This window comes from Methylobacterium sp. UNC378MF (assembly GCF_900103195.1).
Taxonomy (GTDB): Bacteria; Pseudomonadota; Alphaproteobacteria; order Rhizobiales; family Beijerinckiaceae; genus Methylobacterium.
In genome coordinates this window covers 1-25,714 of sequence record NZ_FMWU01000041.1, presented here as the reverse complement: position 1 = coordinate 25,714, position 25,714 = coordinate 1, and the positions used below count along the sequence as shown (strand labels likewise).

Below are 25,714 nucleotides of genomic sequence, written 5' to 3'. Positions count from 1 at the left end.
TGCGTCGGAACCGGATCAGCCCTCCACGCCGCTCAGCGCGGACGCGCGCTGGATAGTGAAGAGAGGGTTCATCGGCTCGCCGTCCGCGTCGCAGCGCAGGCGGTGGGGCGCAATCCGCCGGCGGGCAGCCCGGATCCTGCAACATAATGCAGAGCCGCGGGGCCTCTGGATCTTCTCGCGCCGTGACATGAGACTCAATCCCTGCCCGCGAGCGCCAACGCGGCGTTTGCGCTCACCGGCGAAGTTTGGCAATCAAGGCATTGTTCTGGGAAGGAAAGCCCCGAATCCGAGCACCACGTCCCATGGCCGTCGTCCGGCGGCCAAGCTCGACAATCACAAGCCCACGCCAGGCACGATAATGACAAGGACGGTCGCATGATTCCCTTGGTTCTGATCATCGTGGGCGGGCTCTGTGCCGTCGCCTACGGCATCGTCACGATTCTCGATGTGATGCGGCGCGACGCCGGCACGCAGCGGATGCAGGAGATCGCCGCCGCCATCGCCGAGGGCGCGCAGGCCTATCTGCGGCGGCAATACACGACCATCGGCCTCGTCGGCGTCGTCCTGTTCGTCCTCCTCGCCGTGTTCCTCGGGATCAAGGTCGCGGTCGGCTTCCTGATCGGCGCCGTGCTGTCGGGCGCGGCCGGCTTCATCGGCATGAACGTCTCGGTGCGCGCCAACGTCCGCACGGCCCAGGCCGCCTCGACCTCCCTGGGCGGCGGCCTCGACGTCGCCTTCAAGTCGGGGGCGGTGACCGGCATGCTGGTGGCGGGTCTCGCGCTGCTGGGCGTCGCCCTCTACTACCTGTTCCTCACCCGCGCGGCCCATCTCGAGCCGTCGAGCCGCGAGGTGATCGACGCCCTCGTGGCGCTCGGCTTCGGCGCCTCGCTGATCTCGATCTTCGCCCGCCTCGGCGGCGGCATCTTCACCAAGGGCGCCGATGTCGGTGGCGACCTCGTCGGCAAGGTCGAAGCCGGCATCCCGGAGGACGATCCCCGCAACCCCGCCACGATCGCCGACAATGTCGGCGACAATGTCGGCGACTGCGCCGGCATGGCGGCCGACCTGTTCGAGACCTACGCGGTCACGGTCGTCGCCACGATGGTGCTGGCCGCGATCTTCTTCTCGGGTCCCACGGGGAGCGGCCGCGACGTTCTCGAGCCGATGATGCTCTACCCGCTGGCCATCGGGTCGGCCTGCATCCTCACCTCCATCGCCGGCACCTATGCGGTGCGGCTCGGGGCGAACCAGTCGATCATGGGCGCCCTCTACAAGGGCCTGATCGCGGCGGGCGTGCTGTCGATCGCGGCGATCGCGGCGGTCAACATGACCCTGCTCGGCGGGTTCTCCACGAGCTTCACCACCTCGACCGGCGTCACCTTCACGTCGGCCGGCCTGTTCGGCTGCGCGGTGATCGGCCTCGCGATCACCGCGCTGATCGTGGTGATCACCGAGTATTACACGGGCACCAACTTCCGCCCGGTGAAGTCGATCGCCGACGCCTCGGTGACCGGCCACGGCACCAACGTGATCCAGGGGCTGGCGATCTCGCTCGAATCGACGGCGCTGCCGGCCATCGTGATCGTGGCCGGCATCATCAGCACCTACGCGCTGGCCGGCCTGTTCGGCATCGCCATCGCGGTCACCGCCATGCTGGCACTGGCCGGCTTCATCGTGGCGCTGGATGCCTTCGGACCCGTGACCGACAATGCCGGCGGCATCGCCGAGATGGCCGGCCTGCCCTCCGAGGTGCGCAAGTCGACCGACGCCCTCGACGCGGTCGGCAACACCACCAAGGCGGTGACCAAGGGCTACGCCATCGGCTCGGCGGGCCTCGGCGCGCTGGTGCTGTTTGCCGCCTACACGTCGGACCTGAACTACTTCATCGCCAATGCGAGCCCGACGCAGTACCGCTTCTTCCAGGGCGTCAGCGTCGATTTCTCGCTGTCGAACCCCTACGTGGTGGTGGGGCTGCTGCTCGGCGGCCTGATCCCGTTCCTGTTCGCCGGCATCGCCATGACGGCGGTCGGGCGCGCGGCGGGCGCGGTGGTGGAGGAGGTCCGGCGCCAGTTCCGGGAGAAGCCAGGGATCATGCAGGGCACCGACCGGCCGGATTACGGGCGCGCGGTCGACATGCTGACCCGCGCGGCGATCAAGGAGATGATCGTCCCCTCGCTGCTGCCGGTCCTGTCGCCGGTGGTGCTGTTCTTCGTGATCCAGTTCATCGCCGGGAAGAGCCAGGCCTTCGCCACCGTGGGCGCGAGCCTGCTCGGCGTGATCCTCACCGGGCTCTACGTGGCGATCTCGATGACCTCGGGCGGGGGCGCCTGGGACAACGCCAAGAAGTACATCGAGGACGGCCACCACGGCGGCAAGGGTTCCGACGCCCACAAGGCGGCGGTGACCGGCGACACGGTCGGCGACCCCTACAAGGACACTGCCGGCCCGGCGGTGAACCCGGCGATCAAGATCACCAACATCATCGCCCTGCTGCTGCTCGCCGTGCTGGCGCATAGCTGAAGGGTACCAAGCCCGAAGTCCGATTCCGGGCCCCGAAGGTCCGCACTTTGATGAGCGACGGTGACAGGGCCGCCCGAAGACCGGGCGGCCCTTGCCGTTCCGGTTCGAGGCCCTGGCCCGGCAATCTCAGCCCGATCGACCATCGCCCCCGGCGCCGGCTCGGACCGTCTCCCGGCAGATGCAACCGGACCATCGTTCCGTGTCCCGCAGCCGCGACGAAGGTGCCGGCGAGAATCCATCGGAGCGCGCCTGATCGGGTCGCACCGCCTGCCGACAACAAACGCCAATATGACATGTTACAGCTCATATCCATTCGGCACTTTGTCAGATTTCAAAGTATTCCTAGGGAATGAACTGATCGGTGGCATGAATGATGTACGTTTCTAGACTGAGGCTAACGGCACCTTAGAATCCCGGTGAGACGATACTGCGTCTACCGAGAGCTGCCCCATGTTCCGCAAGCCCGCCTATCATGAGACGCAGGCCATCCTCGACGCGCTCAAGCGCTCATTGGCCATCATCGAGTTCGGAATGGATGGTACCATCCTGCACGCCAACCCGAACTTCCTGGCCGTCGTCGGCTACGATCTCGGTTCCCTGCAGGGGAAACATCATCGAGTCCTGATCAGCGACGATATGGCCGACAGCCCGGACTATGCCGCGTTCTGGTCGAGGCTGCGGGCCGGCGAGTTCGCGTCCGGCGAGTTTCTTCGGCGCGCACGGTCCGGCGCGAAAGTCTGGCTTGAAGCGACCTACAACCCGATCCTCGGCGCAGACGGCAAGCCCTTCAAGGTCGTCAAGTTCGCCAGCGACATCACGGCGAAGAAGAACGAAACCGGCCGGCTGCTGCGGATGATCGACGAAATGCCGGTCGCCGTCATGACCGCCGACCCGAAGAACGATTTCAAGATCGACTATCTCAACAACACCTCGCGCAAGACGCTCGAGGCGATCGAGCAATACCTGCCTATCAAAGCCGCGGAGATGATGGGCAAGTCCTTCGACGTCTTCCATAAGAACCCGCACCATCAACGGAACATGCTGGCCGATGCGAGCCGACTGCCGCATCGGACCAAGATCAAGGTCGGACCCGAGACCCTCGATCTCCAGGTCTCCGCCATCACCGACGCGGACGGTGCCTATGTCGGTCCGATGCTGACGTGGTCGGTCATCACGGCACAGCTCGCCATGGCCGAGGAGGTCACCGGCGTCGTCGATGCGCTCGGGACCGCGATCGGCGAGATGAAGGATTCGGCGCAAGGCTTGAACCGCTCGGCTGACGCGGCGAGCGATCGGGCCAACTCCGTGGCCGCCGGATCCGAGGAGATGACCAGCTCGATCCACGAGATCTCGGGCCAGGTCGGGCGGGTCTCCGAGCGCACCCAGCAGATCGCCGATCAAGCCGCCGCGACGGATGCCACGGTGCGCAACCTCGCGGCCAATGCGGGCGAGGTCGACGCGGTGGTGGGCATGATCAAATCCATCGCCGACCAGACCAACCTTCTCGCGCTCAACGCCACGATCGAGGCGGCGCGCGCGGGTGCCGCCGGGCGCGGCTTCGCGGTCGTGGCCACGGAGGTCAAGGAACTTGCCGGCCAGACGGCGAAGGCCACCGGCGAGATCACCCACAAGGTGCACGCCATCCAGAAGGCGACCGGCGAGGCCGTGACGGCGATCCGCCTGATCACCGACGAGGTCGCCGAACTCTCGAAGCTGACTCTGGCCATGGCGAGTGCCGTCGAGGAGCAGGCCGCCTCGACCCAGGAGATGTCGGCCAACATCACCGGCGTCTCGGCTGCGGCCGGGGAGACCGGGCGGCTCGCCGAGATGGTTCGGCAGATCTCCGATACGCTCGCGGCACAGTCCGCCGGGCTCGGAGCCAGCATGGAGAAGTACCTCAAGGCGGGTTGACGGCGGCACCAGCCCGCCCGTCGCACGACCCGCTGACGCGCTCCCGAGCGGCCCGAGGCGGGAGGTGGCGCGGTCGGCCCATCGGAAACACACCAGCGTGCGGCGGCCTTGCGGTGAACAAGCCGTGCCTTCCGCATGGGATCATGAGCCGGAGGGCGCGGGCTTCAACCCGGCCCGAGCCGGGACCGAACGGACCCGGGCCTCTCAGCGACCTGGCGGCTCGTGGCTTTACCGTGAAAGGCGATTTCAATTCCCGTGCCGTGCATGTTCACGAACCCCGCGATCACATCCATCGACGGCGACGCGGTGATCGCGCGCTCGGACGCGCAGGCCAGTGACGGGCTCTTGCAGAGTGCGGCGCCTCGCAAGGCGCGACCATCGCGTGTCGGCCCGGATCAACTTCATCCGGGATGCCGCAGGCGCACGGGCCAGCCGGTGAGCGCGCTCTTGAAGAAGACGCAGGGCGAACGCCTCCGCCTGATCGGGACACGCAACCGTGCAATGGCGATCGACGACGCGAGAAATCTACTTCTGGAACGGTTGGGCCTCATCCAGCGGATCGGGGCGCCGCGCCTGCATCACCTGCGTGGGCATCCGCTCATCGAGTGGACCATTACCGATGCCGGTATGGCTGCGCTCTCGGAGATCAGGGCCGCGACACGCCGGAACTGAGGCGCGAAGGACCGGGCAGGCCATCCCGTCGAACCTGGCCGAAGCGGCGGCCTCCTGGACCGAGCTCGCGGAGTTCCGGGGCCGCACGGTGATCCAGATCAAAGCGCTCAGCCGCCGGATGGCCCTTTCTTGCCGAGCCCCATGAGGCGGACGCCCAACACGGGAGGCGATGATGGCCGACGTGCATGTAGCCGAAGAGCTTTGGTCGACGGGCATGCTGCCCGAGGGCATTCTGGAGCGGTGGTTCGTGGCGGACGGCGCGCGGGTGCGGGCCGGCGAGGCCGTTGCCACCGTGCGCATCGGCGAGGCGCGCCACGACATCACCTCGCCAGCCGATGGCCGCCTGACACTCCTCGCGCCGATCAACGAGGTCGTCGATCCCGGCTGCATCATCGCCGAGGTCCACGCCTGACGCCCCGCCGCCGCGATGGTTCCCATACCGGTCGTGGCGCGGCGCCGGGCCGCGCGTGGCGGAGGCAGGTCATGACCCGCATGAACGCGGCCCGTCCGCGTCACCGACGTGGCGGACGGGCGCGATCCTGGTCGGCATCCTCCAGCATACCGCCGGCATCGCCCTGATCCTGACGGCGTGGATGCTGGCCGTCAGCGACCGGGTCCGCGCGGCCGGATCCGCGGTCCTGCCGGGCCTGCTGATCGTGATGCCCTACGGTGCCAACCAGATCCGCGTCCGGGCCGTGCTGGAACGGGTGATCCTGCCGGTCGGCCTCTGGACGCTCGTCGCGCCCTCGCGGTGACCGACGACATCCTCAGCCTCACGGGGATTGAGGGCCCGGACCCCTGAGGCCCGCCACGGTGAGGCGCGGCCGCCCCTGTCGGGAGAGTCTACACCGTGTCCGCCGGTGCAGGACGCCCCGGCCGGCCTATGATCCGCGCAGGTAGCTCAGCGGCCGGCCGGTATCCGGATGCGGCAGGACACCCATCGGGATGTCGTACACGGCGCGCAACGTGTCGGGATTCATCAGCGTGCCGGGCGGCCCGTCCGCGACGAGGCGGCCCGAATGCAGCGCCAGGATGCGGTCGCAGACGCGGGCCGCCATGTTGACGTCGTGCAGGACGACGACCACGCCGAGCCCGTCCCGATGCGCCAGGTTCCGCACGAGGGCGAGGATCTCGACGGCGTGGGCGACGTCGAGCGCCGAGATCGGCTCGTCGAGGAGCAGGCAGGCCGGCTCCTGGGCGACCATCATGGCCAGCCAGACGCGCTGCCGCTCGCCGCCCGAGAGCGTGTCGACGAAGCGGTCGGCGAAGGCCGCGACGCCGGTGGCGGTGAGCGCCCGCAGGACCGCCTCCCGGTCCCGGGCGGCGACGCGGCCGAGGGCGCCGTGCCAGGGATAGCGCCCCAGCGCCACGAGTTCGCGCACGGTCATGCCCGGAACCGGCGGGAGAACCTGCGGCAGGTAGGCGACCTTGCGCGCGAAGGCGCGGTCACCCCAGGCGCCGAGCGCGCGATCCGCGAACGCGATCCGCCCGGCGGTCGGCGCCTGCTGGCGGCCCAGCAGCTTGATCAGGGTCGATTTGCCGGACCCGTTATGGCCGATCAGCCCCACCACCTGCCCCGGATGGATCACGAGGTCGAGGGGGTGCAGCAGGGTCCGCCCGGCGAGGCCGAAGCTCGCGCCGTGCAGGGTGAAGAGCGGGGTGTCGCCGGCGGCGGCCGCTATCGGTGCGCTCCGGGGAGGCGCGAGGGCCGGCGCATCGAAACCGTTCATGCGGGATTCCTCAGGCCGCCTGTCCCCGCCGGACCCGGCGCGGGGCGCTCCGGCAGGGGGCATGCGCCGCAGAGATTCTGGTCGGGGATGAGGTAGCGCAGACAGCAGACCTTCCGCGTCCGCCGCGGCGCCGGGCCATCCGCGGCGCCCGCCGCGGGCAGGTAGCGGATCGGCTCGAACAGGGGGTTGGAGGCCCCCGCCCGGCGTCGGCTCGTCAGCACGTGGGCGGCGGCCGCATGCCCGGTGCGGCCTGCCGGCGCGAGCCCCTCGGTCCGGCGCACCACGAACTCGAAGATGTTGCCGGCGTTGCTCCAGAGCACCCGCGGCGCCACGCCCGAGACCGCCGCGAGGGCGCCGATCAGGGGCGCGAGATGCCCGTCGATCAGCGCGCCGAAGCGATCCGCCGGTGCCCGCACGCCCGCGTCGCCCGCGGGATCGCCATGGAGCTTGAGCGCCCGCGTCAGCCCGCCTTCGTCCGGAATGACCGCGATCGTGTCGAGGGCCACGGGGAGGACGAGGTCGAGCACGATGCTCGCGGCGAGGGTGGGCACCACCAGCATGGCGAAATGCTGCTTCGCCCAGATCGAGGCGACCGCGCGGGGCTCCGGCTCCGCGAAGGTGCGGGCGAAGCGATCGAGCTGCCCGGTCAGGACGGCCGGATCCAGCAGGTCGGCACCCCTGACGGAGGGGCGGGCATCCTCCGCGGAGACGAGCCGGTCCCGGTAGCCTTCGAGCGGGCCGACGAACAGGGCGTTCAGCGCGGAGAGGGTCATCGGCGCAGCATGAGCCAGACGAAATAGGCGCCCCCGAGGGTCGTCGCGACGAGGCCAGCGGGCAGCTGCCAGGGGAAGGCCACGACGCGCCCCAGCCAATCGGCCAGCACCATGATCAGCCCGCCGGCGAGCGTCGCGGCCACCAGCTGCTCGGTCGCCCGGTTGAAGCCCAGGCTGCGGGCGAGGTGTGGGCCCATCAGCCCGACGAAGCTCAGCGGACCGACGAGAAGGGTCGAGGCGCCCGTCAGGACCGCCGCGACCGACAGGACGGTCAGGCGCGTCCGCGCCACATCGAGCCCGACGGCCCGGCCCGTCTCCGCCCCGAGCGGCAGGATCGTGAGCCAGCGCGCGAGCAGCGGCGTGACCGCGAGCATCGTGGCCGCGCCGAGGCAGGCCAGCGCGGCCTCGGTCGCGGTGGCGTTGTAGGTCGAGCCCGAGAGCCACGTCAGCAGGGCCGCGGTCCGGGGATCGGCCGTGGCGAGGAGGAGCGCGATCACCGAGCCGATCAGGCTGGTGAGGGCCGCGCCGACCAGGAGGATCCGGGCGGACGCGTAGCGCGCCCGGCGCCCCAGCGCCAGGACCGCCAGCAGGGTCCCGAGGGCGCCCGCGGCCGCCGCGGCCAGCATCGCGGCCGAGCCGAGGCCGGGGGCGAGGAACAGGACGAGCACCACCACGAGCGCCGCGCCCGTTGAGACGCCGAACAGCTCGGGGCTCGCCAGCGGATTCCCGGTCAGCCGCTGCAGCAGGCCGCCGGCATAGGCGAGCATGGCCCCGGCCCCCAGGGCCGCCAGGGCGCGGGGCGCCCGCCACGCCAGGAGGGGACCCGGATCGGGGCTCCACAGCCAGCCCTGCGCATCCCGCCCCACCGTGAGCGACAGACCCAGGGCCGCGAGCGCCAGGATCGCGAGCACGCCGATGACGCCCCACGGCCGGAGGAGCCGGACCGGAACGGGCCCCGGCGCCGGCGGGGCCTCGCGCGCGGTGCGCAGACCGAGGATGAGTCCGACGAGCAGGGGCGCGCCGACCAGCGCGGTGACGGCGCCGGTCGGAACACCGCTGCGGCCGATGAAACGCTGCACGAGCTGGTCGGTCAGGACGAGCAGCACCGCCCCGGCCACCGGCCCCCACAGCAGGCGGTCGCGGAGCCGGCGGGCGCCGCCGTAGCGGGCCAAGGCCGGCCCGGCCAAGCCGACGAAGCCGATCACCCCGAGAAATCCGGTCACGCTGGCGCCGACCGCGACGCCGAGGGCGAGGGCGGCGAGCCGCGTGCCCGCGGTGGAGGCGCCGAGTCCCCTCGCCCCGGCCTCGCCGAGTTCGATCAGCGTCAGAGGACGCGCCAGCAGGCCCGCGGCGAGGGCCGCGAGGGCGAGACGCGGGGCGAGGCCGCGGACGCCGTCCCAATTGTTCTGGTTGAGCGCGCCGGCCTGCCACGCGTACAGGTCGGACAGGGCGTCGAAATGCGCCAGCACCAGCATCCGGTTGGCCGCCTCGGCGGACAGCCCGATCACCAGCCCGGCGAGGATGACGGCGGACGGCGCGTGGCCGCGGCGCCCGCTCAGCAGCAGCACGAGGCCCGTGCACAGGGCCGCGCCGGCACCCGCGACCGGCTCGTAGCCGGAGACGAGGAGGGCCGGCCCCCACAGGGTCGCGAGGGCCAGCGCGAGCTTGGCGCCCGCGAAGACCCCGAGCGTGCCGGGCTCGGCCAGCGGATTGTCGAGCACCTGCTGGAACAGCACCCCGGCGAGGCCGAGGCCGCCGCCGGCCAGGATGGCCATGGCCAGGCGCGGCAGCAGGCTGTCGCGCAGGATGAGCTGCGGGATGTCGCCCTCGGTCGGGTGGAACAGGGCGGCCCACCATTGCCCGGGCGGGAGAACGGCCGCCAGGTTGGCGTGCAGCAGCGCGGCGCCCGCGAGCAGCGCGAGGGCGAGCAGCGCCGCCCCCCGCCGGCCGGTCGCGGTCTCGGACCGCCCGGCCCCCGCACGCCGTGCTCCGGCCTCCACAGCGCTCACGCCGGCCCCTTCCCGAGGGCGGCGGCGACCTGTCGTGCGAAGCGCGCGGCCGAGGGCAGGCCGCCATTCGGATGGACGACCGGCAGGCGGATCACGCGGCCCGCGCGCACGGCGGGCAGCGCGCGCCAGATCGGGCTGTCGTCGAGGCGCGTCAGGGCGCGCGCGGTCTCCGCGCCCCGGTCGAAATGGATCAGCGTCGCGTCCGGCACGTCGGCGAGATCCTCGACGGCGGCCAGGACCGTGCCGGCGGCGCTCTGCCGGCCGGTCCAGGCATTGGTCAGGCCGAGCCGCTGCGCGACGGCGCCGACGGTGCTGCGCGAGCCGAAGACGGCCAGCTGCCGCCCGTCATCGCGGAAGCGGCAGATGTAGACGGGGCGCCCGGCCGCGCCCGCGAGGTCGGCGCGCGCCTCGGCGAGCGCCGCGTCGGTCCCGGCGATCAGCGCCCGCGCCCCCGCGCCCCGGTCGGTGCGGGCGCCGATGTCGCGGGTCAGCGCGTCGAGGTGATCGATCGGCTCCCGCGTGCCCGCGACGATGGGCAACGCCGCGACCGGGGCGATCCGGGCGAGCGCGACCTGGATCTGCGCCTGCCAGGGGGCGGCGAGGATGAGATCGGGGGCGATCAGGCTGAGGAATTCGAGGTTCGGCTCCTGCAGGGGGCCGAGATCGAGGACGGAATCCGGCAGGGACGGCAGCGCGATGAGCTTCTCGTAGAGCGGCCGGTTGGCGATCGCCACCGGGACGAGGCCGATGGCGAGCAGCGTCTCGGCGAACAATCCATCGAGGGCGACGACGCGCGCGGCGGGCGCTCCGGCCGAGCCGTCGCGCCGCGGATCATCGGATCCGCCCGCCCGGGCGGCGCCGAAGCCGCCCCAGACGGCGCCCGCGACGAGGCCCGCGAGGAGGGCACGGCGCTCGCGTCGCCGCCGGCTCATCGCCCGGCCCCGACAGGAAAGCGGCGGCTGAGGGCCAAGCGAGGGGCCTGCGGGGCGGCGGCATTCATGGCGGCACTCATGGCCGCACTCATGGATGCGCTCCCTGGCGTGCCCAGACCGGGATCCCCCCGGTCGCCGGCGGCCGCGCCGGGGCGACCACGCCCCCGCGCCGGTCCTGATCGAGCAGGCTGTCGACGATTTCCTGCGCGCGGACCGGCAGGACCGAGAGCAGCGTGTCGCTCAGACCGTGCGAGGTCTCCGAATAGCCCTGCACGTAGATGCGCGGGGTGAAGCCGGGGCGCGTCGGGACGCGGTAGTCGCGCGCCAGCTCCGATCCGTCGCGATAGGCCGCGAGCGGCTCGAGAATCGCCGGGTTCGGGTCGCGTTCATATCCGGTCGCCAGGACGATGCCGTCGTAGCTGCGCTCCGCCTCGGTCTCGGCGTACCGGTCGAGGGTCCGCAGCCTGATCCCGTCCGCGTCGCCGCAGGCCGAGAGGATCTCGCTGCGCGGCCGAAGCTGCAGGCGCTGCGGGCCGGACACCTTCTCCCGGTAGGCGATCACGTGGAGCGCCTTGAGCAGGTCCGCATCGATCACCGCGTAGTTCGTGTTGCGATAGCTGCGCACGAGCGCCGCGCGGCGCTCGCTCGGCTGAGCGTAGACGAAGTCGGTCCGGTCGGGGTGGAAGATCGCGTTGACGAACGGGGTCGCGTCCGAAGGCTTGAGGGCGTGGCCGCGGAACACGAGATCGACCTGCAGATGCGGGAAGCGGGCGTGGAGATCGTGGCTGATCTCGGCCGCGCTCTGGCCGCCGCCGATCACCGCCACGCGGGCGCCCGGGCGCGACAGGTCCAGCGGGCCGCCGGGACCGCATCGATCGACGTGGTCGAGGTAGCGGCTCGAATGGCAGAGCCGGGGATCGCACGCCAGGGCGGCGAAGGCCGCGGGCAGGTGCGGGGCGCCGCCGACCGCGAGGGCGAGGTCGCGCGTCTGACGGCGGATCTCGCGGCCCGCGGCGTCGCGGGCGACGACCCACAGGGTCTCGACCGCGCCGTCGGCTCCCAGCCCCGGCTCCACCGCGACCACGGTCTCGCCGTAGTCGCACCGGTCGGCGAAATGGTCCGCCACCCAGCGGAGATAGTCGTTGAACTCGATTCGACTGGGATGAAACGTTCCGAGATCGATGAAGTCGTGCAACCGCCCCTGGCTGTGCAGGTAGTTCACGAAGGTGAGCGGGCTCGTCGGATTGCGCAGCGTGACGAGGTCCTTGAGGAACGAGATCTGCATGTCGCTGCCCGGCAGCAGCATGCCGCCGTGCCATCGGAAATGCGGTTGCCGCTCCAGGAAGCGGGACCGGAGGCCGCGCGCCGCCGGGGTCTCGGCCAGGGCGATCGCCAGGGCGAGGTTTGACGGCCCGAAGCCGACCCCGATGACGTCGTAGGGTGGCGCGGCACGCGGGGTCATCCGGTCGTCTCCTCGTCCGCGCATGCCGCCTCGATTCCCTTCCCCGCCCCTTCCCAGCCCCTTCCCCGGCTCCGTCAGCCGCCGCTGGTCGGCCCGCAGGTCAGCCGGCGGCCGGCACAGCCTCGGGAGACGCCGCGACAGTCCGGCGCCGGCGCAGCGAGTCGCGCGCGGATCCGGCCCCCTGCGGCGCCGGGAACACCCCGCGTCCCGCACGGGAGATCCGAGCCGCGCCGGCGGGATCGGCCGGAGGGAATCGCAAGCTGGTTCGCACGCCCCTTCAGACCGCGTTCCTCGCCGCCCCGGGGTCACGCCGCACCCGGTGGCCGCCCTGCCTAGCGCAGTTCGCCGTATTAATTCAAGGCGCCAAAGCAAAGATTGAGACCATCGGACAGTAATGAATTAAATTAGAACATTTCAAATATGTAGAATCACCCTTGAGTCCGGCGATCTTTTGGTCATGTTATGCGCCAACAAGCGAAGTTCATTGATTCACTGGCGGGACTGCTCGCAGCGCTCACCTGAACGGGATGCATCGATGGCGTTCGATCGCGAAGATACGCTGTTCTACGTGGTGGTGAATCACGAGGAGCAATACTCGATCTGGCCGAGCTACCGCGACATACCGGACGGATGGCGCGCGGTGGGCGAACCGCGCGCGAAGGCCGATTGCCTGTCCTACGTCGACGCGGTCTGGACCGACATGCGGCCCCTGAGCCTGCGCCGGCACATGGAGGCACAGGAACGCGGCGCCCCTCATCCGGATTCTCGGGACGCGCGCGACGGCGCGCAGGCGTGACCATGCCGGAGCCGATTCGGCTGTTCTGCCTGCCCTATGCCGGCGCGAGCGCCGCATTCTTCGCGCAGTGGCGCCGGGGCCTGCCCGCAGCGATCGACGTCAGGCCGGTCGAGCTGCCGGGGCGCGGCGCCCGGATCGGCGAGGCGCCCTACACCGACCCGCGGGCGCTGACGCGGCACCTCGCGGACGCGATCGCCGGTTCCGTCACGGGGCCGTACGCGCTGTTCGGGCACAGCCTGGGGGCGCTGCTCGCCTTCGAGCTGGCGCACGAACTCCCCGCCCGCGGGATCGCGGCGCCGCGCGTCCTGTTCGCCTCCGGATGCGCCGGGCCGGCCGTGTGCGACGGGGCGTTCTTCCGGCGCCCGCGCAGCGACGCGGATTTACGCGCGGTTCTCTCCGCCTACGGCGCGACGCCGCCCGAGGCGCTCGCCGACACCGCCCTGATGGCCCTGGTCCTGCCGGTGCTCCGGGCCGATTTCGCGCTGCGCGGCGCCTACACCTACGCACCGCGCCCAGCGCTGGCCTGCCCGATCCAGGCGCTCGGCGGGTCGCGCGACGACATCGCGCGCGCCGACCTCGAAGCCTGGGGCCGCGAGACGCGCGGCCCCTTCGACCTCGCGCTGTTCGAGGGCGACCATTTCTTCATCCACGCGCAGCGGGCGCCGGTGCTCGACCGCATCGGCCACCGGATCGGCACGCTCGCACAAGCCCGGGCTGCGGCCTGAGGCGGGAACGCCGCTCCGCAGGCGGCGTGCGCAGCGGCCCGCCGACGAACGGGACGTCACCAGGGAGAACGCCATGATGGAACTCGTGACCAGGCCCCTGCGGGACGAAGGGCCGTTGCCGCTCCTCGTCACGCCCGCGGCGGGCGACGAGGGCGCGACGCTGGCGGACGCGCTCCCGGCGATCCGCTCCGCGGCCGCGGCGCATCTCCACGCCGCGGGCGGCCTGCTGCTCCGCGGCTTCAGCCTCGACGGGCCCGACGCGTTTCGCCGCTTCGCGGCCGGCTTCGGCCACGACCTCCTGAGCTACGAGTTCGGCTCGACCCCGCGCAGTCCGGTGACCCAGGGGGTCTACACGTCGACCGAATACCCGCCCCACCAGCACATCCCCCTGCACAACGAGCAGGCCTACGCCCGCGACTGGCCGATGAAGATCTGGTTCTACTGCCAGCAAGCGGCGCCCGCGGGGGGCGAGACGCCGCTGGCCGACAGCCGCGCGATCTACCGCGCCGTGCCCGAGCCGATCCGCACGCGCTTCGCCGAGCGGGGCCTGATGTACGTGCGCAATTACGGCAACGGTCTCGACGTGGCCTGGGAGCAGGTGTTCGGCACCCGGGACCGGGGGGCGGTCGAGGCCTATTGCGCCGGCCACGGCATCACCTGCGAGTGGAAGCCGGACGGCGACCTCCGCACCCGGCAGGTCTGCCAGGGGATCGCGCGCCACCCCGAGACCGGCGAGCCGGTCTGGTTCAACCAGGCGCACCTGTTCCACGTCTCGAACCTCGAACCGGAGGTGCGCGCGACCCTCCTCGACATCGTCGACGCGCCGGACCTGCCGCGCAACGTCTATTACGGCGACGGCAGCCCGATCGCCGACGCGGATCTCGACGCGATCCGCGATGTCCTGGCCGCCCACACCATCGTCTTCCCCTGGCAGTCCGGCGACGTGGTGATGCTCGACAACATGCTCACCGCCCATGCGCGGACGCCCTTCAAGGGCCCGCGCAAGGTCGTGGTGGCGATGGCGCAAGCCGGCCGCGCGCAGTGAGGGCCGCGGCGGCAGCCATCGCCGATCCCGGGGCCGGGGCCGCGCTGTGGCGCGCGCTCGCCCGGGGCGCCCGCGCCCGGCTCGTGCTGGCCGGCGCGGCGAGCCTCGTCGGCGGGATCGCCACGACGGGCCTGATCGTGCTCATCAACGGGGCGCTGCACGTGTCCGAGCCCGCCCGGGCCGACCGGGTCGCCGCCTTCGCGGCGACCGCCCTCCTCGCCTGCGCGGCGCTCGTCGTCTCGCGCGCCCTCTTCGCCGATCTCGGGCAGCGCGGCCTCGCCGATCTCCGGTGCGCGATCGCCGAGCGCGTCCAGGCCGCATCCTTCGCGGATCTCGAGGCGGTGGGCAGCGCCCGGGTGCAGGCGCTCGTGACCGAGGACGCCAATCAGGTCGCCAATCTCTTCACGGCGCTGCCCGTGCTCGTCACCAACGGCGCGGTGGTCGCGGCGACGCTCGCCTATCTCGGCTACCTCTCGATCCCCCTGTTCCTGGCCTCGGCCGTCACGATCGGCCTCGGGGCGGCCGGCTATTCCGCCTGCTACGGCCGCGTGATGCGGCATCTCGGGCGGGCCGGGGCGGAGCAGGACCGCCTCGTCGCCCATTTCCAGGCGCTCCAGGCCGGCGCCAAGGAACTGCGCCTGAACCGGAGGAAGGGGCGCCACTTCCTCGACGCGGTCCTGGCGGAGGCCGTCGCGCGCGTCGCCGACCACCGCCGGCGCGGCCTCGCCCTCCTCGCGCTCGCGGCGGGCTGGGGCCGCATCCTCTTCCTGGGGCTCGTCGGGCTCGCGCTGTTCCTCCCCGGCTCCGGCGCGCAGAACCCGGCCGTGACGACGGGATACGTCATCGCCCTCCTCTACCTGATGGGGCCGCTGGAGGCGGTCCTGAACACGATGCCGCTCGTCAACCTCGCCCGCGTCGGCGCGCGACGGATCGAGACGGCCTTCGCCGAACTGCCGCCCGAGCCGGTCGACGAGCCGGGGATCCACCCGGCCGCGCCCGTGCGCGCGGCCACCGTGACCCTGCGCGGCGTGACCCATCACCGGGCCGATCCGCGGACCGGCGACCGCTTCGCTCTCGGTCCGATCGACCTGACGCTGCGCCCCGGGGAGATCACCTTCCTGGTCGGCGGCAACGGCTCCGGCAAGACCAGCCTCGCCCGGGTGATCGCCGGCCTGCACCCGCCGGCCGGCGGGACGCTGAGCCTGGACGGGCGCCCGGTGGAGGGGCCGGCCCTCGCCGGCTACCGCGCGCACGTCGCGGCCGTCTTCTCCGATTTCCACCTGTTCGAGACGCTGCTCGGCCGGCCGGACGCCGCGCGCGAGGCGCAGGCCCGGGCATGGCTCGCGCGCCTCGGCCTCGACGGCCGTGTCGGCCTGCGGGACGGCGCCTTCTCCACCCGCGACCTCTCGACCGGCCAGCGCAAGCGCCTCGCCCTCCTCGTCGCCTGCCTGGAGGACCGTCCCGTCATGATCTTCGACGAATGGGCCGCCGACCAGGATCCGGAATCCCGGGCCGCCTTCTACGAGACGATTCTCCCGGAGCTCGCCGCCGAGGGCCGGACGATCCTCGTCGTCACGCATGACGATCGCTGGTTCGACCGGGCCGACCAGATCGTGAAGCTCGAACGCGGCACCGTGGTGGAGCACCGGGCGGCCGCGCCCCGCATCCGCGCGGCGGGAGCCGGCGCATGAGCCGCGCGCGCCACGCAGCATCCCCGCGCCAGCCCGATCCGGCCCTGCCGGACGACAGCCTCGTCGCGATCCTGCGGGGGCGGGCGGCGGCGACGCCCGAGCGGCTGACCCTGCGCTTCCTCACCGACGGGCGCGCGGTCGGCGCCACCCTCGACTACGCGGAACTCGACCGGCGGGTCCGTGCCCTCGCGGCACGCCTCCAGCGCGACGCCGAGCCCGGCGCGCGGGCGCTCATCGCCCTGCCGAGCGGGCCGGACTACGTCGTGGCGTTCTTCGCCTGCCTCTATGCGGGCCTCGTCGCCGTGCCCTGCTACCCGCCGGAGACGCGCGATCCGCACCATGCGGCCCGCCTCGCCCTGATGATCGCCGACATGGCGCCCGATCACGTCCTGACGGATCGGGCGAACCGCGAGACCGTGGCGGCAACCTGCGCGGGCGCCACGGTGCGGGACATCGTCTGCGTCGATGCGGTCGGCACCGCGGGGGCGGCGGCCTGGCGGCCTGTCCCCTGCACGCCCGACACCCTCGCCTTCCTCCAGTACACCTCGGGCTCGACGGCCAATCCCAAGGGGGTCGAGGTCACCCACGGCAACATCGTCGCCAATGCCCGCTGGCTCGCCGAGGCGATCGCGCCGGGCGCCGACGACGTCTTCGTCTCCTGGCTCCCCCTCTATCACGACATGGGCCTCATCGCGGGCCTCATCGAGCCGATCTTCGCCGGCACGCCGCTCGTGCTGATGAGCCCGCAGGCCTTCCTGTCCCGGCCCGCCGCCTGGCTCGAGGCGATCGGCACGCATGGCGGCACGATCAGCGGCGGCCCGGACTTCGCCTACCGGCTGGCCTGCGAGCGCGTCGGTGCCGCCGCGGTGGCGGGGCTCGACCTCGGCGCGTGGCGCATCGCCTATAGCGGCTCCGAGCCGATCCGCCCCGACACGCTCACGCGCTTCGCCGCGCGCTTCGCCCCGGCAGGCTTCGCGCCGACGGCGCTCAATCCCGCCTACGGCCTCGCCGAGGCGACCCTCCTCGTCACGTGCAAGCCCCGGGGCACGCCCTGGCGCCGGCTGAGCGTGGCGCCGGCGCCGCTCGCGGCCGGCCGCGCCGTCGCCGACGAGGCCGGGATCGCCCTCGCGAGCAGCGGACGGCCGATCCGGCCCGAGCATCTCAGGGTCGTCGATCCGCGTTCGGGTCTCCCCTGCCCCGCCGGCACGGTCGGCGAGATCTGGCTCAGCGGCCCGTGCATCGCCCGCGGCTACTGGCGGAACCCGGAGGCGACCCGCGCGACCTTCGTGACCCGCGACGGCGCGAGGTGGCTGCGGACCGGCGACCTCGGCTTCCTCGACGGCGGCGAACTCTTCGTCACCGGACGGCTCAAGGACCTCATCATCCTGCGCGGCCACAACGTCTACCCGCAGGACGTGGAGACGGCGGTCGAGGCGCGCGTGCCGGCCCTCCGCCCGGGGCGCATCGCCGCCTTCGCGGTCGAGGGCCCGGCGGGCGAGGGTATCGGGATCGCCGCCGAGATCGGCCGGAGCGCCGCCTCCCGCGCGCCGGAGATCGCCGCCGCGGTCGACGCCGCGCTGGCGGAGGTGCTGCGCGAGCCGGCGGACCTCATCGCCCTGCTCGCGCCCGGCAGCCTGCCCAAGACCACGAGCGGAAAGCTCCGGCGCGGCGCGTGCCGGGACGGCCTCGCGGCGGGCGACATCGAACCGCTCCATCTGTACCGGCGCCAGCAGGGCGGCGCGTCGCCGGACGAGCCGCCCCGGACGCCGACGGAGCGCGCCCTCGCGGCGATCTGGTGCGACCTCCTCGGCCTCGACCAGGTCTCGCGCGGGCGAGGCTTCCTGGAACTGGGCGGTCACTCGCTCCTGGCGATGCGCGCCGTCGACCGCGTGCGCGCGGCCTTCGGGGTCGCCCTGCCATTGCGCGACCTGTTCGCGGCCCCGACCCTCGCCGACCTCGCGGCGCGGATCGACGCCCTGCCCCGCGACGCCGCGGAGGCGCCCGCCCTTCTGCCGAGCGCGGAGGCGCCGGTCCTGTCGCTCGGCCAGCAGCGGCTCTGGCTGGCGGAGCGGCTCGGCGATCCGGCGGAGCGCGGCGCCTACGTCATGACCGGGCACATCCGGTTCGCAGGCCCCCTCGAGCCCGACCGGCTCATCGCGGCGCTGCACCGGGTGATCGCGCGCCAGGCCGTGCTGCGGACGGGCTATCCGATCGCCGAGGACGGCCTGCCGGAGCCCCGGATCGCCGAGACCGTCACCCTCGACATCCCCCGCGACGACCTCGCGGGTCTCGATCCGGCCGCGCGCGAGATCCGGGTCGCCGAGAGCGCGGCCGCGGAGGCGCGCAGGCCCTTCGATCTCGCCCGGCCGCCGCTCCTGCGCGCGCGGCTCCTGCGCCTGGCCGCCGACGACCATCGCCTCGTCCTGGCCCTCCACCACCTCGTCGGCGACGGCTGGTCGGTCGGCGTGCTGCTCACCGAACTCGGGGCCGCGTATCGCGGCGCTGAGGCTGCGCCCCTCCCGGCGCAGTACGCGGATTTCGCGCGCTGGCACCGGGCGGCGGTCGAGCAGGCGGCGGCCGCCGAGACCGCCTTCTGGCGGGGGCATCTCGCGGGCGTACCGGCCCTGCTGCCCCTGCCGACGGATCGGCCGCGGCCGTCCGTCCTGTCGCAGGCCGGCGGCTCCGTCCGCTTCACGCTGCCCGGGCCGCTCGTGGCCCAGCTCTCGGAGCTGGGCCGGACGCGCGGCGCCTCGCCCTTCGTCGTCCTGCTCGCGGGCTTCCAGGCCCTGCTCCACCGCCTGAGCGGGGCCGAGCGCTTCGTCGTCGGCACGGACGTGGCGGGGCGCCCGGTGCCCGCCCTGGCCGGGCTGATCGGCTTCTTCGTCAACGTGCTGCCGATCCGCGCGCGCCTCGACGGCGCGCCGTCCTTCGCCACGCTGATCGAGCGCGTCCGCGACGACGTTCTCGCCGCCTTCGATCACGCCACCTTGCCCTTCGACCGGATCGTGGACGCCCTCGCCATCCCCCGCGCGCGCGCCCGGCCGCCCCTCGTCCAGGCCCTGTTCGTGATGCAGAACGCGCCGCCCGGCGATTTCGGCGTCGCGGGGATCACGGCCGAGGTCAGGGCCGCCGGCGCGCACGGCTCGAAATTCGAGATGGCGCTCTTCCTCGACCCGCCCGAGCCGGGGGGCGGCATCGCGGCCGAATGGGTCTTCGCCACGGCGCTGTTCACCCCGGACCGCGTCGCGCGCCTGGCAGAGGCCTACGCGGCCCTGCTCGCAGCCGCCGCCGCGACGCCCGCCTCCCCGCTCTCCACCCTGCTGCCCAGCTTGCCGGCGCTCTTGCCGACGCTCTTGCCGACGCTCCCGCCCTCACGAGACCCGGAGGATTCCGTCATGTCGAACGCCGCCTCGCCGCTCCCCCGCGCCGGCCGCCTGGAAGCGAAGCTCGACAAGCTCAAGGGATTGGGGGCGGGCAAACCCGCCGCGGCGGAAGCGGGCGAGCCGGCCCGCCTCTCGACCCTGGCGCCCGGACGCGACTTCCCCCTCGTGATCGAGCCGCTGTCGGCCGATGTCGACGCGGTCGCCTGGGCCGCCGCCCAGCGCGGCTGGGTCGAGGGCAAGCTGCGCCGCCATGCCGGCCTCCTGCTGCGCGGCTTCGGCATCGCGAGCCCTCAGGAGTTCGAGGCCTTCGCCGAGGCGCTCCAGCCCGGTCTCTACGGCGGGTACGGCGACCTGCCCAAGAACGAGGGCGGGAAGAACACCTACCGCTCGACGCCCTACCCCGAGCGGGAGATGATCCTCTATCACAACGAGAGCAGCCACCTGCATGCCTGGCCGCGCAAGCAGTGGTTCTTCTGCCAGCAGCCGTCGCCGGTGGGCGGCGCGACGCCCATCGTGGATTGCCGGGACCTGTATCGGCGGCTGCCGCAGGAGATCGCCGCGCGCTTCGAGCGCCTGGGGCTGATCTACGTGCGCACCTTCACGGAGCGCTTCGACGTCGACTGGCGCCGCTTCTTCCACACCGAGGATCGCGCGGCCGTGGAGGCCCGCTGCCGGGCCGAGGGCGTCGACTTCGCCTGGCTCGACGCGGACACGCTCCAGACCCGGACCCGGTGCCCGGCGGTGATCACCCATCCGCTGACCGGCGAGAAATCGTTCTTCAATCAGGTGCAGCTCCACCACCCGCGGTGCCTCGACCCCGAGGTGCGCGCCGACCTCCTCAGCCTCGTGGGGCCGGAGCGGATGCCCCGCGACGTGCTCTACGGCGACGGGACGCCGATCGAGGACGCCGTGATGGACGAGGTCGGCCGCCTCTACGAGGCGATCGCCGTGCGCTTCGACTGGCGCCCCGGCGACGTGGTGATGCTCGACAACATGCTCGCCGCCCATGCCCGCGACCCCTACGAGGGGCCGCGCCGGATCGTCGTCGCCATGGGCGACATGGTCGCGCGGAGCGCGGTCTCGGGAGCGGCGGCATGAGCGGCACGCCGATGACCGAAGCGCCGGGCGCCCTCATGCCGGACACCTTCGAAGCGCCGCCCACCCGGGCGCTCACCCCCGAGCAGCGCGCCTGTCTCGACGAAGCCGGCGCCGCGCCGAACCTCGTCGCCGAGACCGACCTTCCCGGACCGGTCGACGCGGACCGGCTCCGCCGCAGCCTCGACGCGGTCGCCGCCCGCCACGACGCGCTGCGCACCGCCTTCGTGCGTGTGCCGGGCTTCCGCGGCTTGCGGCAGGCCGCGGTCGAGGCGCCCGGCGTGCCGCTCGATTCCGGCACGCCGCAGAGTGATGGCACGCCCTCCGGCCTCGCGCCTGAGCACGGGCGGACGCTCGCCGCCGTCCTCCTGCCGGCCGCGACGCCGCGCCTGCGCCTCGTCGCCAGCGCCCTCGCGGTCGATGCCGGCAGCCTCGACCGCATCCTGTCGGAGGTCGCGGCCGCCTACGCCGCGGGCGCGGCGCCGGTCCCCGGTCCCGAGACCGCGAGCTACGCCCAGTACGCGGCGTGGCGCGAGGCGGTGGCCGACGACGACGCGGACGGCGAGGGCCGGGCCTATTGGCGGGACCATCTGGGCACGGGCGCTCCGCCCCTCCGATTGCCCTATCGCGGCGCCGGGAGTGCCGCGGGGGCGGCCGCTCCGATCCGGCTGAGCCGCACCGTCGACGCCGATCTCGCCGACGCCTTCGCGCGGGCACTGGCCCGGCCGGACCTCGCCGCGGCGGGCGCCGAGGCCGTCCTTCACGCCGGGTGGTGGCTGCTCCTGTCCCGCCTCGCCGAGCGGACGGAGATCCTCGGCGGCTGGGTGCACGATTGCCGCCGCGACTACGCGGTCTTCGCCGGCACGGTCGGCGTGTTCACGAAGACGCTGCCCCTGCGCCTCGCCTTCGCGCCGGAGACGAGCGTCTCGGCCGCCGCAGCCGGTCTCGCCGCGCGGCTCGACGAGCACCGCGCCTTCCAGGAGCTCTGCCCCCTCGAGCCGGCCGGCGACGACCACCGCCCCGCGGTCGGCTTCGCCCTCGCCGCGCAGGGATCCGCGCAGGGGCGGCGGCTGCCGGGTCCCGCCGGGTTCGAGCTCTGCCTGGAGCCGGCCCTCGACGGGGAGGGACGCCTCGCCGCGCTGACGCTGCACGCCGACCCGCGCCGCTACGCCGCCGAGGCCCTGGACACCCTGCTCGACCAGGTCGAGACGCTCCTCGCCCGCCTGCCCGCCAAGGCCGCGACGCCCTTCGCGGCCTACCCGCTGGTCGGCGCGCGCGAGGAGGCGCGCCTCCGCGCCTTCGGCCGGCCCGTCCCCCGCGCCCTGCCCGCGGAGACCCTTCCGGTCCGCATCGCCCGCCACGCGGCGGCGGCGCCCGAGGCGCCCGCCCTCGTCGGCGCCGGCCGCTCCCTGTCCTACGCCGAGCTGGAGGAGCGCGTCGCGCGCCTCGGCGCCTGGTTCGCGGCGCGCGGCGTCGGTCCCGAGCGCGTCGTCGCCCTCGACCTGCCGCGCTCCGTCGACCTCGTCGTGGCGATCCTCGCGGTCTGGCGCGCGGGGGGCGCCTACCTGCCCCTCGACCCGGCCTGGCCGCAGGCCCGCCGCGACCGCCTGATCGCGCTGGCCCGGCCCACGCTCACCGTAGCGCAATCGGCCGATGCCGCTGCCGGACGTCATGCCCTCGGCGCGATCCTCGAAGGCCTCGGCGAGGCTCGTCGCCCCGCCGAAGCCCAGGATCCCTCCGACATGGCCTGCCTCATCTTCACGTCGGGCTCCTCCGGCACGCCGAAGGGCGTGGTGATCGAGCACGCCCAGATCCGGACCTACGTGGAGGCCGTCATCGACGCCCTCGATCTGTCCCGGTACGGCCGCTTCGCGCTGACCTCGACGGTGGCGGCCGATCTCGGCAACACCATGCTGTTCGCGGCGCTGCGGCTCGGAGCCTGCCTCGTGGTCGCCGACGAGGCCGAGATGGCCGACGGCCCCGCCTTCGCGCGCTTCCTGCGCGCCAACGCCATCGACTGCGCCAAACTCGTCCCGTCCCACCTCGCCGCCCTCCTCGACGGCGTCGAGGCCCCGACCTTGCCCGCGCTGCTGGTGCTCGGCGGCGAGCCCAGCCCGGCGGCGCTCGTTCAGCGGATCCAGGCTGCGGCTCCGACGACGCGCATCGCCAACCATTACGGTCCCACCGAGGCCTGTGTCGGCGTGATGGTGCATCCGGACGCGGCAGATGCAGCGCCGGACGAGAGCCTGCCGCTGACCCGTGTGCTCGACGGCAGCGAGGCCTACATCCTCGACGCGGCGGGCGCGCTCGCCCCGACGGGGACCGCCGGCATGCTCCATCTCGGGGGCGCCCAGATCTGCCGCGGCTACCTCCCGGGCACGGAGACCGGCGGCGAGGGCGCGTTCTCGCCCAACCCGTTCGGAGAGGGGCGGCTCTACCGCACCGGCGACCGGGCCCGCATGCTGCCCGGCGGCCGCCTCGTGCTCGCCGGGCGGGCCGACGACCAGATCAAGCTGCGCGGCCACCGCGTCGAGCCGGGCGAGGTCGAGGCCGCGCTGGCGGGCCTTGCGGGCGTGCGCCAGGCGGCGGTGCGTCCCTTCACCTTGCCGGACGGCGCGATCGGGCTCGCAGCCTACGTGGTCACCGATCCCGAGCGGACATCGGCCTCCCTTCTCGCGGCGCTTGCCGAAGGCCTGCCCGCCGCGTGGCTGCCCGCACCGATCCTCCGCCTCGACAGCCTGCCGCGCCTCGCCAGCGGCAAGATCGACCGTGCCGCCCTGCCCCATCCGGACGCCGTTGCGGGCGGCGGCGTCCAGCCGCGCACGGCGCTGGAGACCGTGCTCACCGACGCCATGGCCGACCTGCTGGGCTTCCCCGCGGAGCGCCTCGGCGCCACGGGTGACTTCTTCGCGGCCGGCGGCAATTCGCTCCTCGTGATCAAGCTGACGGCGCGCATCCGCAAGCTGCTCAAGGTCGAGATTCCGCCGAGCCTGGTCTTCGACCACAGCACGCCTGCGGCCCTCGCCGCGGCGCTCGGCGCCTATGCCCCGCCGGACCGGATCGAGGAGACGGCGAGCCTCCGCCTGGAACTCGCCGGCCTGAGCGAGGCCGAGCGCGCCGGCCTCGCCGGGGCCGGCGCGTGACCGGGGTGGCTTTGCGCGATGCGGCGCGGCGCACGGCCCTCGCCCGCCTGCTCCGAGAGGACGCGGAGGAGGTCGGCGGGATTCCCAGGCACCCCGGCGGCCCGGCGCCCCTGTCGTTCCCGCAGGCGCGGCTCTGGTTCCATCAGCGCTACGATCCGGAGAGCCCGGCCTACCACTCGACGCGGGCCTTCCGCCTCACCGGCCCCCTCGACGTGCCGGCGCTCGAAGCCGCGTTCCGGAGCCTGATCGCCTGTCACGACATCCTGCGCACGGTGCTGGTGGATACCGCGGACGGCCCGCGCCAGATCCTGCGCGCGCAGGTGCCGTTCGCCCTGGAACGCATCCCGCCGCTGGCCGGGGACGCGCGTGCGACGCTGCGCGCCCTGAGCCGCCGCCCCTTCGACCTCACCGGCGGGCCGCCGCTGCGCGTCGTCCTGTCGGAGGCGGACCCGGCGGGAATGCGTGTCCTTCTGGTGGTGATCCACCACATCGCGGTGGACGCGTGGTCGACGGCGCGGCTCTTCCGGGATCTCGCGCAGGCCTACCGGGAGGCCCGCGCCGATCCCGCACGGCTCGGGCGGCCGCTGCCCACCCCGAGCCTGCGCTTCGTGGATTTCGCCGCATGGCAGCGCGCCCGCTTCGACGGCGAGGCCGGCTCCGCCGTGCTCGAACGCTGGCGCCGCTACCTCGGCGACACCGTTCCGATGTTGGAACTGCCCCTCGACCATCCGCGCCAGCCGTTGGCGAACCGCCCAGGCGGACGGGTGGATTTCACCCTGGCTGCCGACCTCGCCGGTTCGCTCGCCGCTTTCTGCCATTCGCATGCGTGCCCGCCCTTCGTGGCACTGCTGGCAACCTGGCAGGTGCTACTCGCCCGCCTGAGCGGCCAGACGGATTTCGCTATAGGCGTGCCGAACGCCGCACGCACCCGCCCCGACCTGCAGGATCTCGTCGGCTTCTTCGTCAACACGCAGGTCTACCGCGTCCGCCTCGACGCACGCGTGAGCTTCCGCGATCTCTGCGCGCGGCTTCGCGGCGAAGCGATGGCCTTCCTGGCCGACGATGACGTCCCGTTCGAGCGCCTCATCGCGGAGACTCAGGTCGCGCGCGATACCGCGACCACGCCGGTCTTCCAGGCCGCCTTCAACTTCCGTCCCAGCCGGGACGCCGCCCCGCTCGACCTCGACGGCGTCGCCGTCGAACGGATCGACGTCGACGTGGCGAGCGCGAAATTCGACCTTGCCCTCGACGTCGCCGCCGACGGCACCGGCATCGATTGCCAGCTCGAATACGATGCCGCCCTCATCACGGACGCCACCGCGCGGCGCTGGCGCGACGGCTTCCTCGCCCTGCTGCGTGCCCTCGTCTCGGCACCGGACCGGCCGCTGCACGAGGCGAGCGCGTGCACGGCCTCCGACCGGGCGGTGGTCCTGTCGGCGAACGCGACCGCACGGGCCTATCCGGAGGGTGCCGGCGACGTGCTCGCCGCCTTCGCCGCCCAGCTCGGTGCCGACCCGGACGCGACGGCCGTCACCGACGCCCAGACCAGCCTGACCCGCGCAGACCTCGACGCCCGCGCAACCGCCATCGCCCGACGCCTCGCCCGCGCCGGAGCCCGACCCGAGCGCCTCGTCGGCGTCGCACTCGAGCGGTCCTGCGCCATGCTCGCTGCCTGGCTCGCCGTCCTCAGGACCGGCGCCGCCATCCTGCCCCTCAACCCCGAACTGCCCGAAGCCCGCCTCGTCGCCCTCGCCGCCGGGGCCGACCTCCTCCTCACCCAGCCCGAGCTCGCCGACCGCTACCCCGCCCTCGTCGACGCCGCAGGAC

The 25,714-nt window shown here is 73.1% G+C and carries 17 protein-coding genes; 12 read left to right on the top strand and 5 right to left on the bottom strand.

The genetic code is table 11. The annotated features are described in order from the left end of the window. The first annotated feature begins 375 nt into the window (after positions 1-375). The 5 genes from BLT59_RS28060 (at position 376) to BLT59_RS28040 (ending at position 5,858) form a co-directional block, all read left to right on the top strand. Positions 376-2,520, top strand: coding sequence for a sodium-translocating pyrophosphatase (locus tag BLT59_RS28060; RefSeq protein ID WP_091788856.1), 2,145 nt, complete (start codon positions 376-378; stop codon positions 2,518-2,520). Positions 2,521-2,970: 450 nt separating this feature from the next. Continuing rightward, on the top strand, positions 2,971-4,431 hold the full coding sequence (locus BLT59_RS28055; RefSeq protein WP_091788853.1) for a methyl-accepting chemotaxis protein: 1,461 nt from the start codon (positions 2,971-2,973) through the stop codon (positions 4,429-4,431). 264 nt (positions 4,432-4,695) lie between these two features. Further along, a complete protein-coding gene (locus BLT59_RS28050; RefSeq protein WP_091788850.1) occupies positions 4,696-5,103 on the top strand; it encodes a hypothetical protein in 408 nt (135 codons plus the stop codon). 172 nt (positions 5,104-5,275) lie between these two features. Then, complete coding sequence (locus BLT59_RS28045; protein ID WP_091788847.1) at positions 5,276-5,515, top strand: biotin/lipoyl-containing protein; 240 nt, start codon at positions 5,276-5,278, stop codon at positions 5,513-5,515. A 55-nt stretch (positions 5,516-5,570) separates the two neighbouring features. Next, complete coding sequence (locus tag BLT59_RS28040; protein ID WP_091788845.1) at positions 5,571-5,858, top strand: hypothetical protein; 288 nt, start codon at positions 5,571-5,573, stop codon at positions 5,856-5,858. 126 nt (positions 5,859-5,984) lie between these two features. On the opposite strand, the gene BLT59_RS28035 is transcribed toward BLT59_RS28040, so the two are convergent. The 5 genes from BLT59_RS28035 to BLT59_RS28015 all read right to left on the bottom strand — a co-directional run bounded on the left by BLT59_RS28035 (position 5,985) and on the right by BLT59_RS28015 (position 12,009). Next, a complete protein-coding gene (locus BLT59_RS28035) occupies positions 5,985-6,833 on the bottom strand; it encodes an ATP-binding cassette domain-containing protein (RefSeq protein ID WP_091788842.1) in 849 nt (282 codons plus the stop codon). Then, a complete protein-coding gene (gene fhuF / locus BLT59_RS28030; protein ID WP_091788840.1) occupies positions 6,830-7,606 on the bottom strand; it encodes a siderophore-iron reductase FhuF in 777 nt (258 codons plus the stop codon). The genes BLT59_RS28035 and fhuF overlap by 4 nt, the downstream gene beginning before the upstream one ends. Beyond that, positions 7,603-9,615: a Fe(3+)-hydroxamate ABC transporter permease FhuB gene (gene fhuB / locus BLT59_RS28025; RefSeq protein WP_091788837.1), complete on the bottom strand. Its 2,013-nt coding sequence runs from the start codon at positions 9,613-9,615 to the stop codon at positions 7,603-7,605. Before fhuB ends, fhuF begins: the two co-directional genes overlap by 4 nt. Beyond that, a complete protein-coding gene (locus BLT59_RS28020) occupies positions 9,612-10,547 on the bottom strand; it encodes an ABC transporter substrate-binding protein (RefSeq protein WP_091788834.1) in 936 nt (311 codons plus the stop codon). Before BLT59_RS28020 ends, fhuB begins: the two co-directional genes overlap by 4 nt. An 88-nt stretch (positions 10,548-10,635) precedes the next feature. Then, positions 10,636-12,009, bottom strand: coding sequence for a lysine N(6)-hydroxylase/L-ornithine N(5)-oxygenase family protein (locus BLT59_RS28015; RefSeq protein WP_091788831.1), 1,374 nt, complete (start codon positions 12,007-12,009; stop codon positions 10,636-10,638). Between the two features lie 535 nt (positions 12,010-12,544). Here BLT59_RS28015 and BLT59_RS28010 point away from each other — a divergent pair. From BLT59_RS28010 to BLT59_RS27980, 7 genes are all read left to right on the top strand, one after another. Then, on the top strand, positions 12,545-12,805 hold the full coding sequence (locus tag BLT59_RS28010; RefSeq protein ID WP_091788828.1) for an MbtH family protein: 261 nt from the start codon (positions 12,545-12,547) through the stop codon (positions 12,803-12,805). Between the two features lie 2 nt (positions 12,806-12,807). Then, a complete protein-coding gene (locus tag BLT59_RS28005; protein WP_091788889.1) occupies positions 12,808-13,530 on the top strand; it encodes a thioesterase II family protein in 723 nt (240 codons plus the stop codon). A 73-nt stretch (positions 13,531-13,603) separates the two neighbouring features. Next, positions 13,604-14,575, top strand: a complete 972-nt coding sequence (locus BLT59_RS28000) for a TauD/TfdA family dioxygenase (protein ID WP_091788825.1) — start codon at positions 13,604-13,606, stop codon at positions 14,573-14,575. Then, positions 14,572-16,266 (top strand): cyclic peptide export ABC transporter, encoded by a 1,695-nt coding sequence (locus BLT59_RS27995; protein WP_091788822.1) that lies wholly within the window; start codon positions 14,572-14,574, stop codon positions 16,264-16,266. The genes BLT59_RS28000 and BLT59_RS27995 overlap by 4 nt, the downstream gene beginning before the upstream one ends. Further along, positions 16,263-20,747, top strand: a complete 4,485-nt coding sequence (locus BLT59_RS27990) for a condensation domain-containing protein (RefSeq protein ID WP_244514186.1) — start codon at positions 16,263-16,265, stop codon at positions 20,745-20,747. The genes BLT59_RS27995 and BLT59_RS27990 overlap by 4 nt, the downstream gene beginning before the upstream one ends. Next, entirely contained in the window at positions 20,744-23,887 is a 3,144-nt protein-coding gene (locus BLT59_RS27985; protein WP_091788819.1) for an amino acid adenylation domain-containing protein, read from the top strand. Before BLT59_RS27990 ends, BLT59_RS27985 begins: the two co-directional genes overlap by 4 nt. Beyond that, the coding region (locus tag BLT59_RS27980) for a condensation domain-containing protein (protein ID WP_139174134.1) at positions 23,884-25,714 on the top strand (1,831 nt) is incomplete at its 3' end. The genes BLT59_RS27985 and BLT59_RS27980, both read left to right, overlap by 4 nt.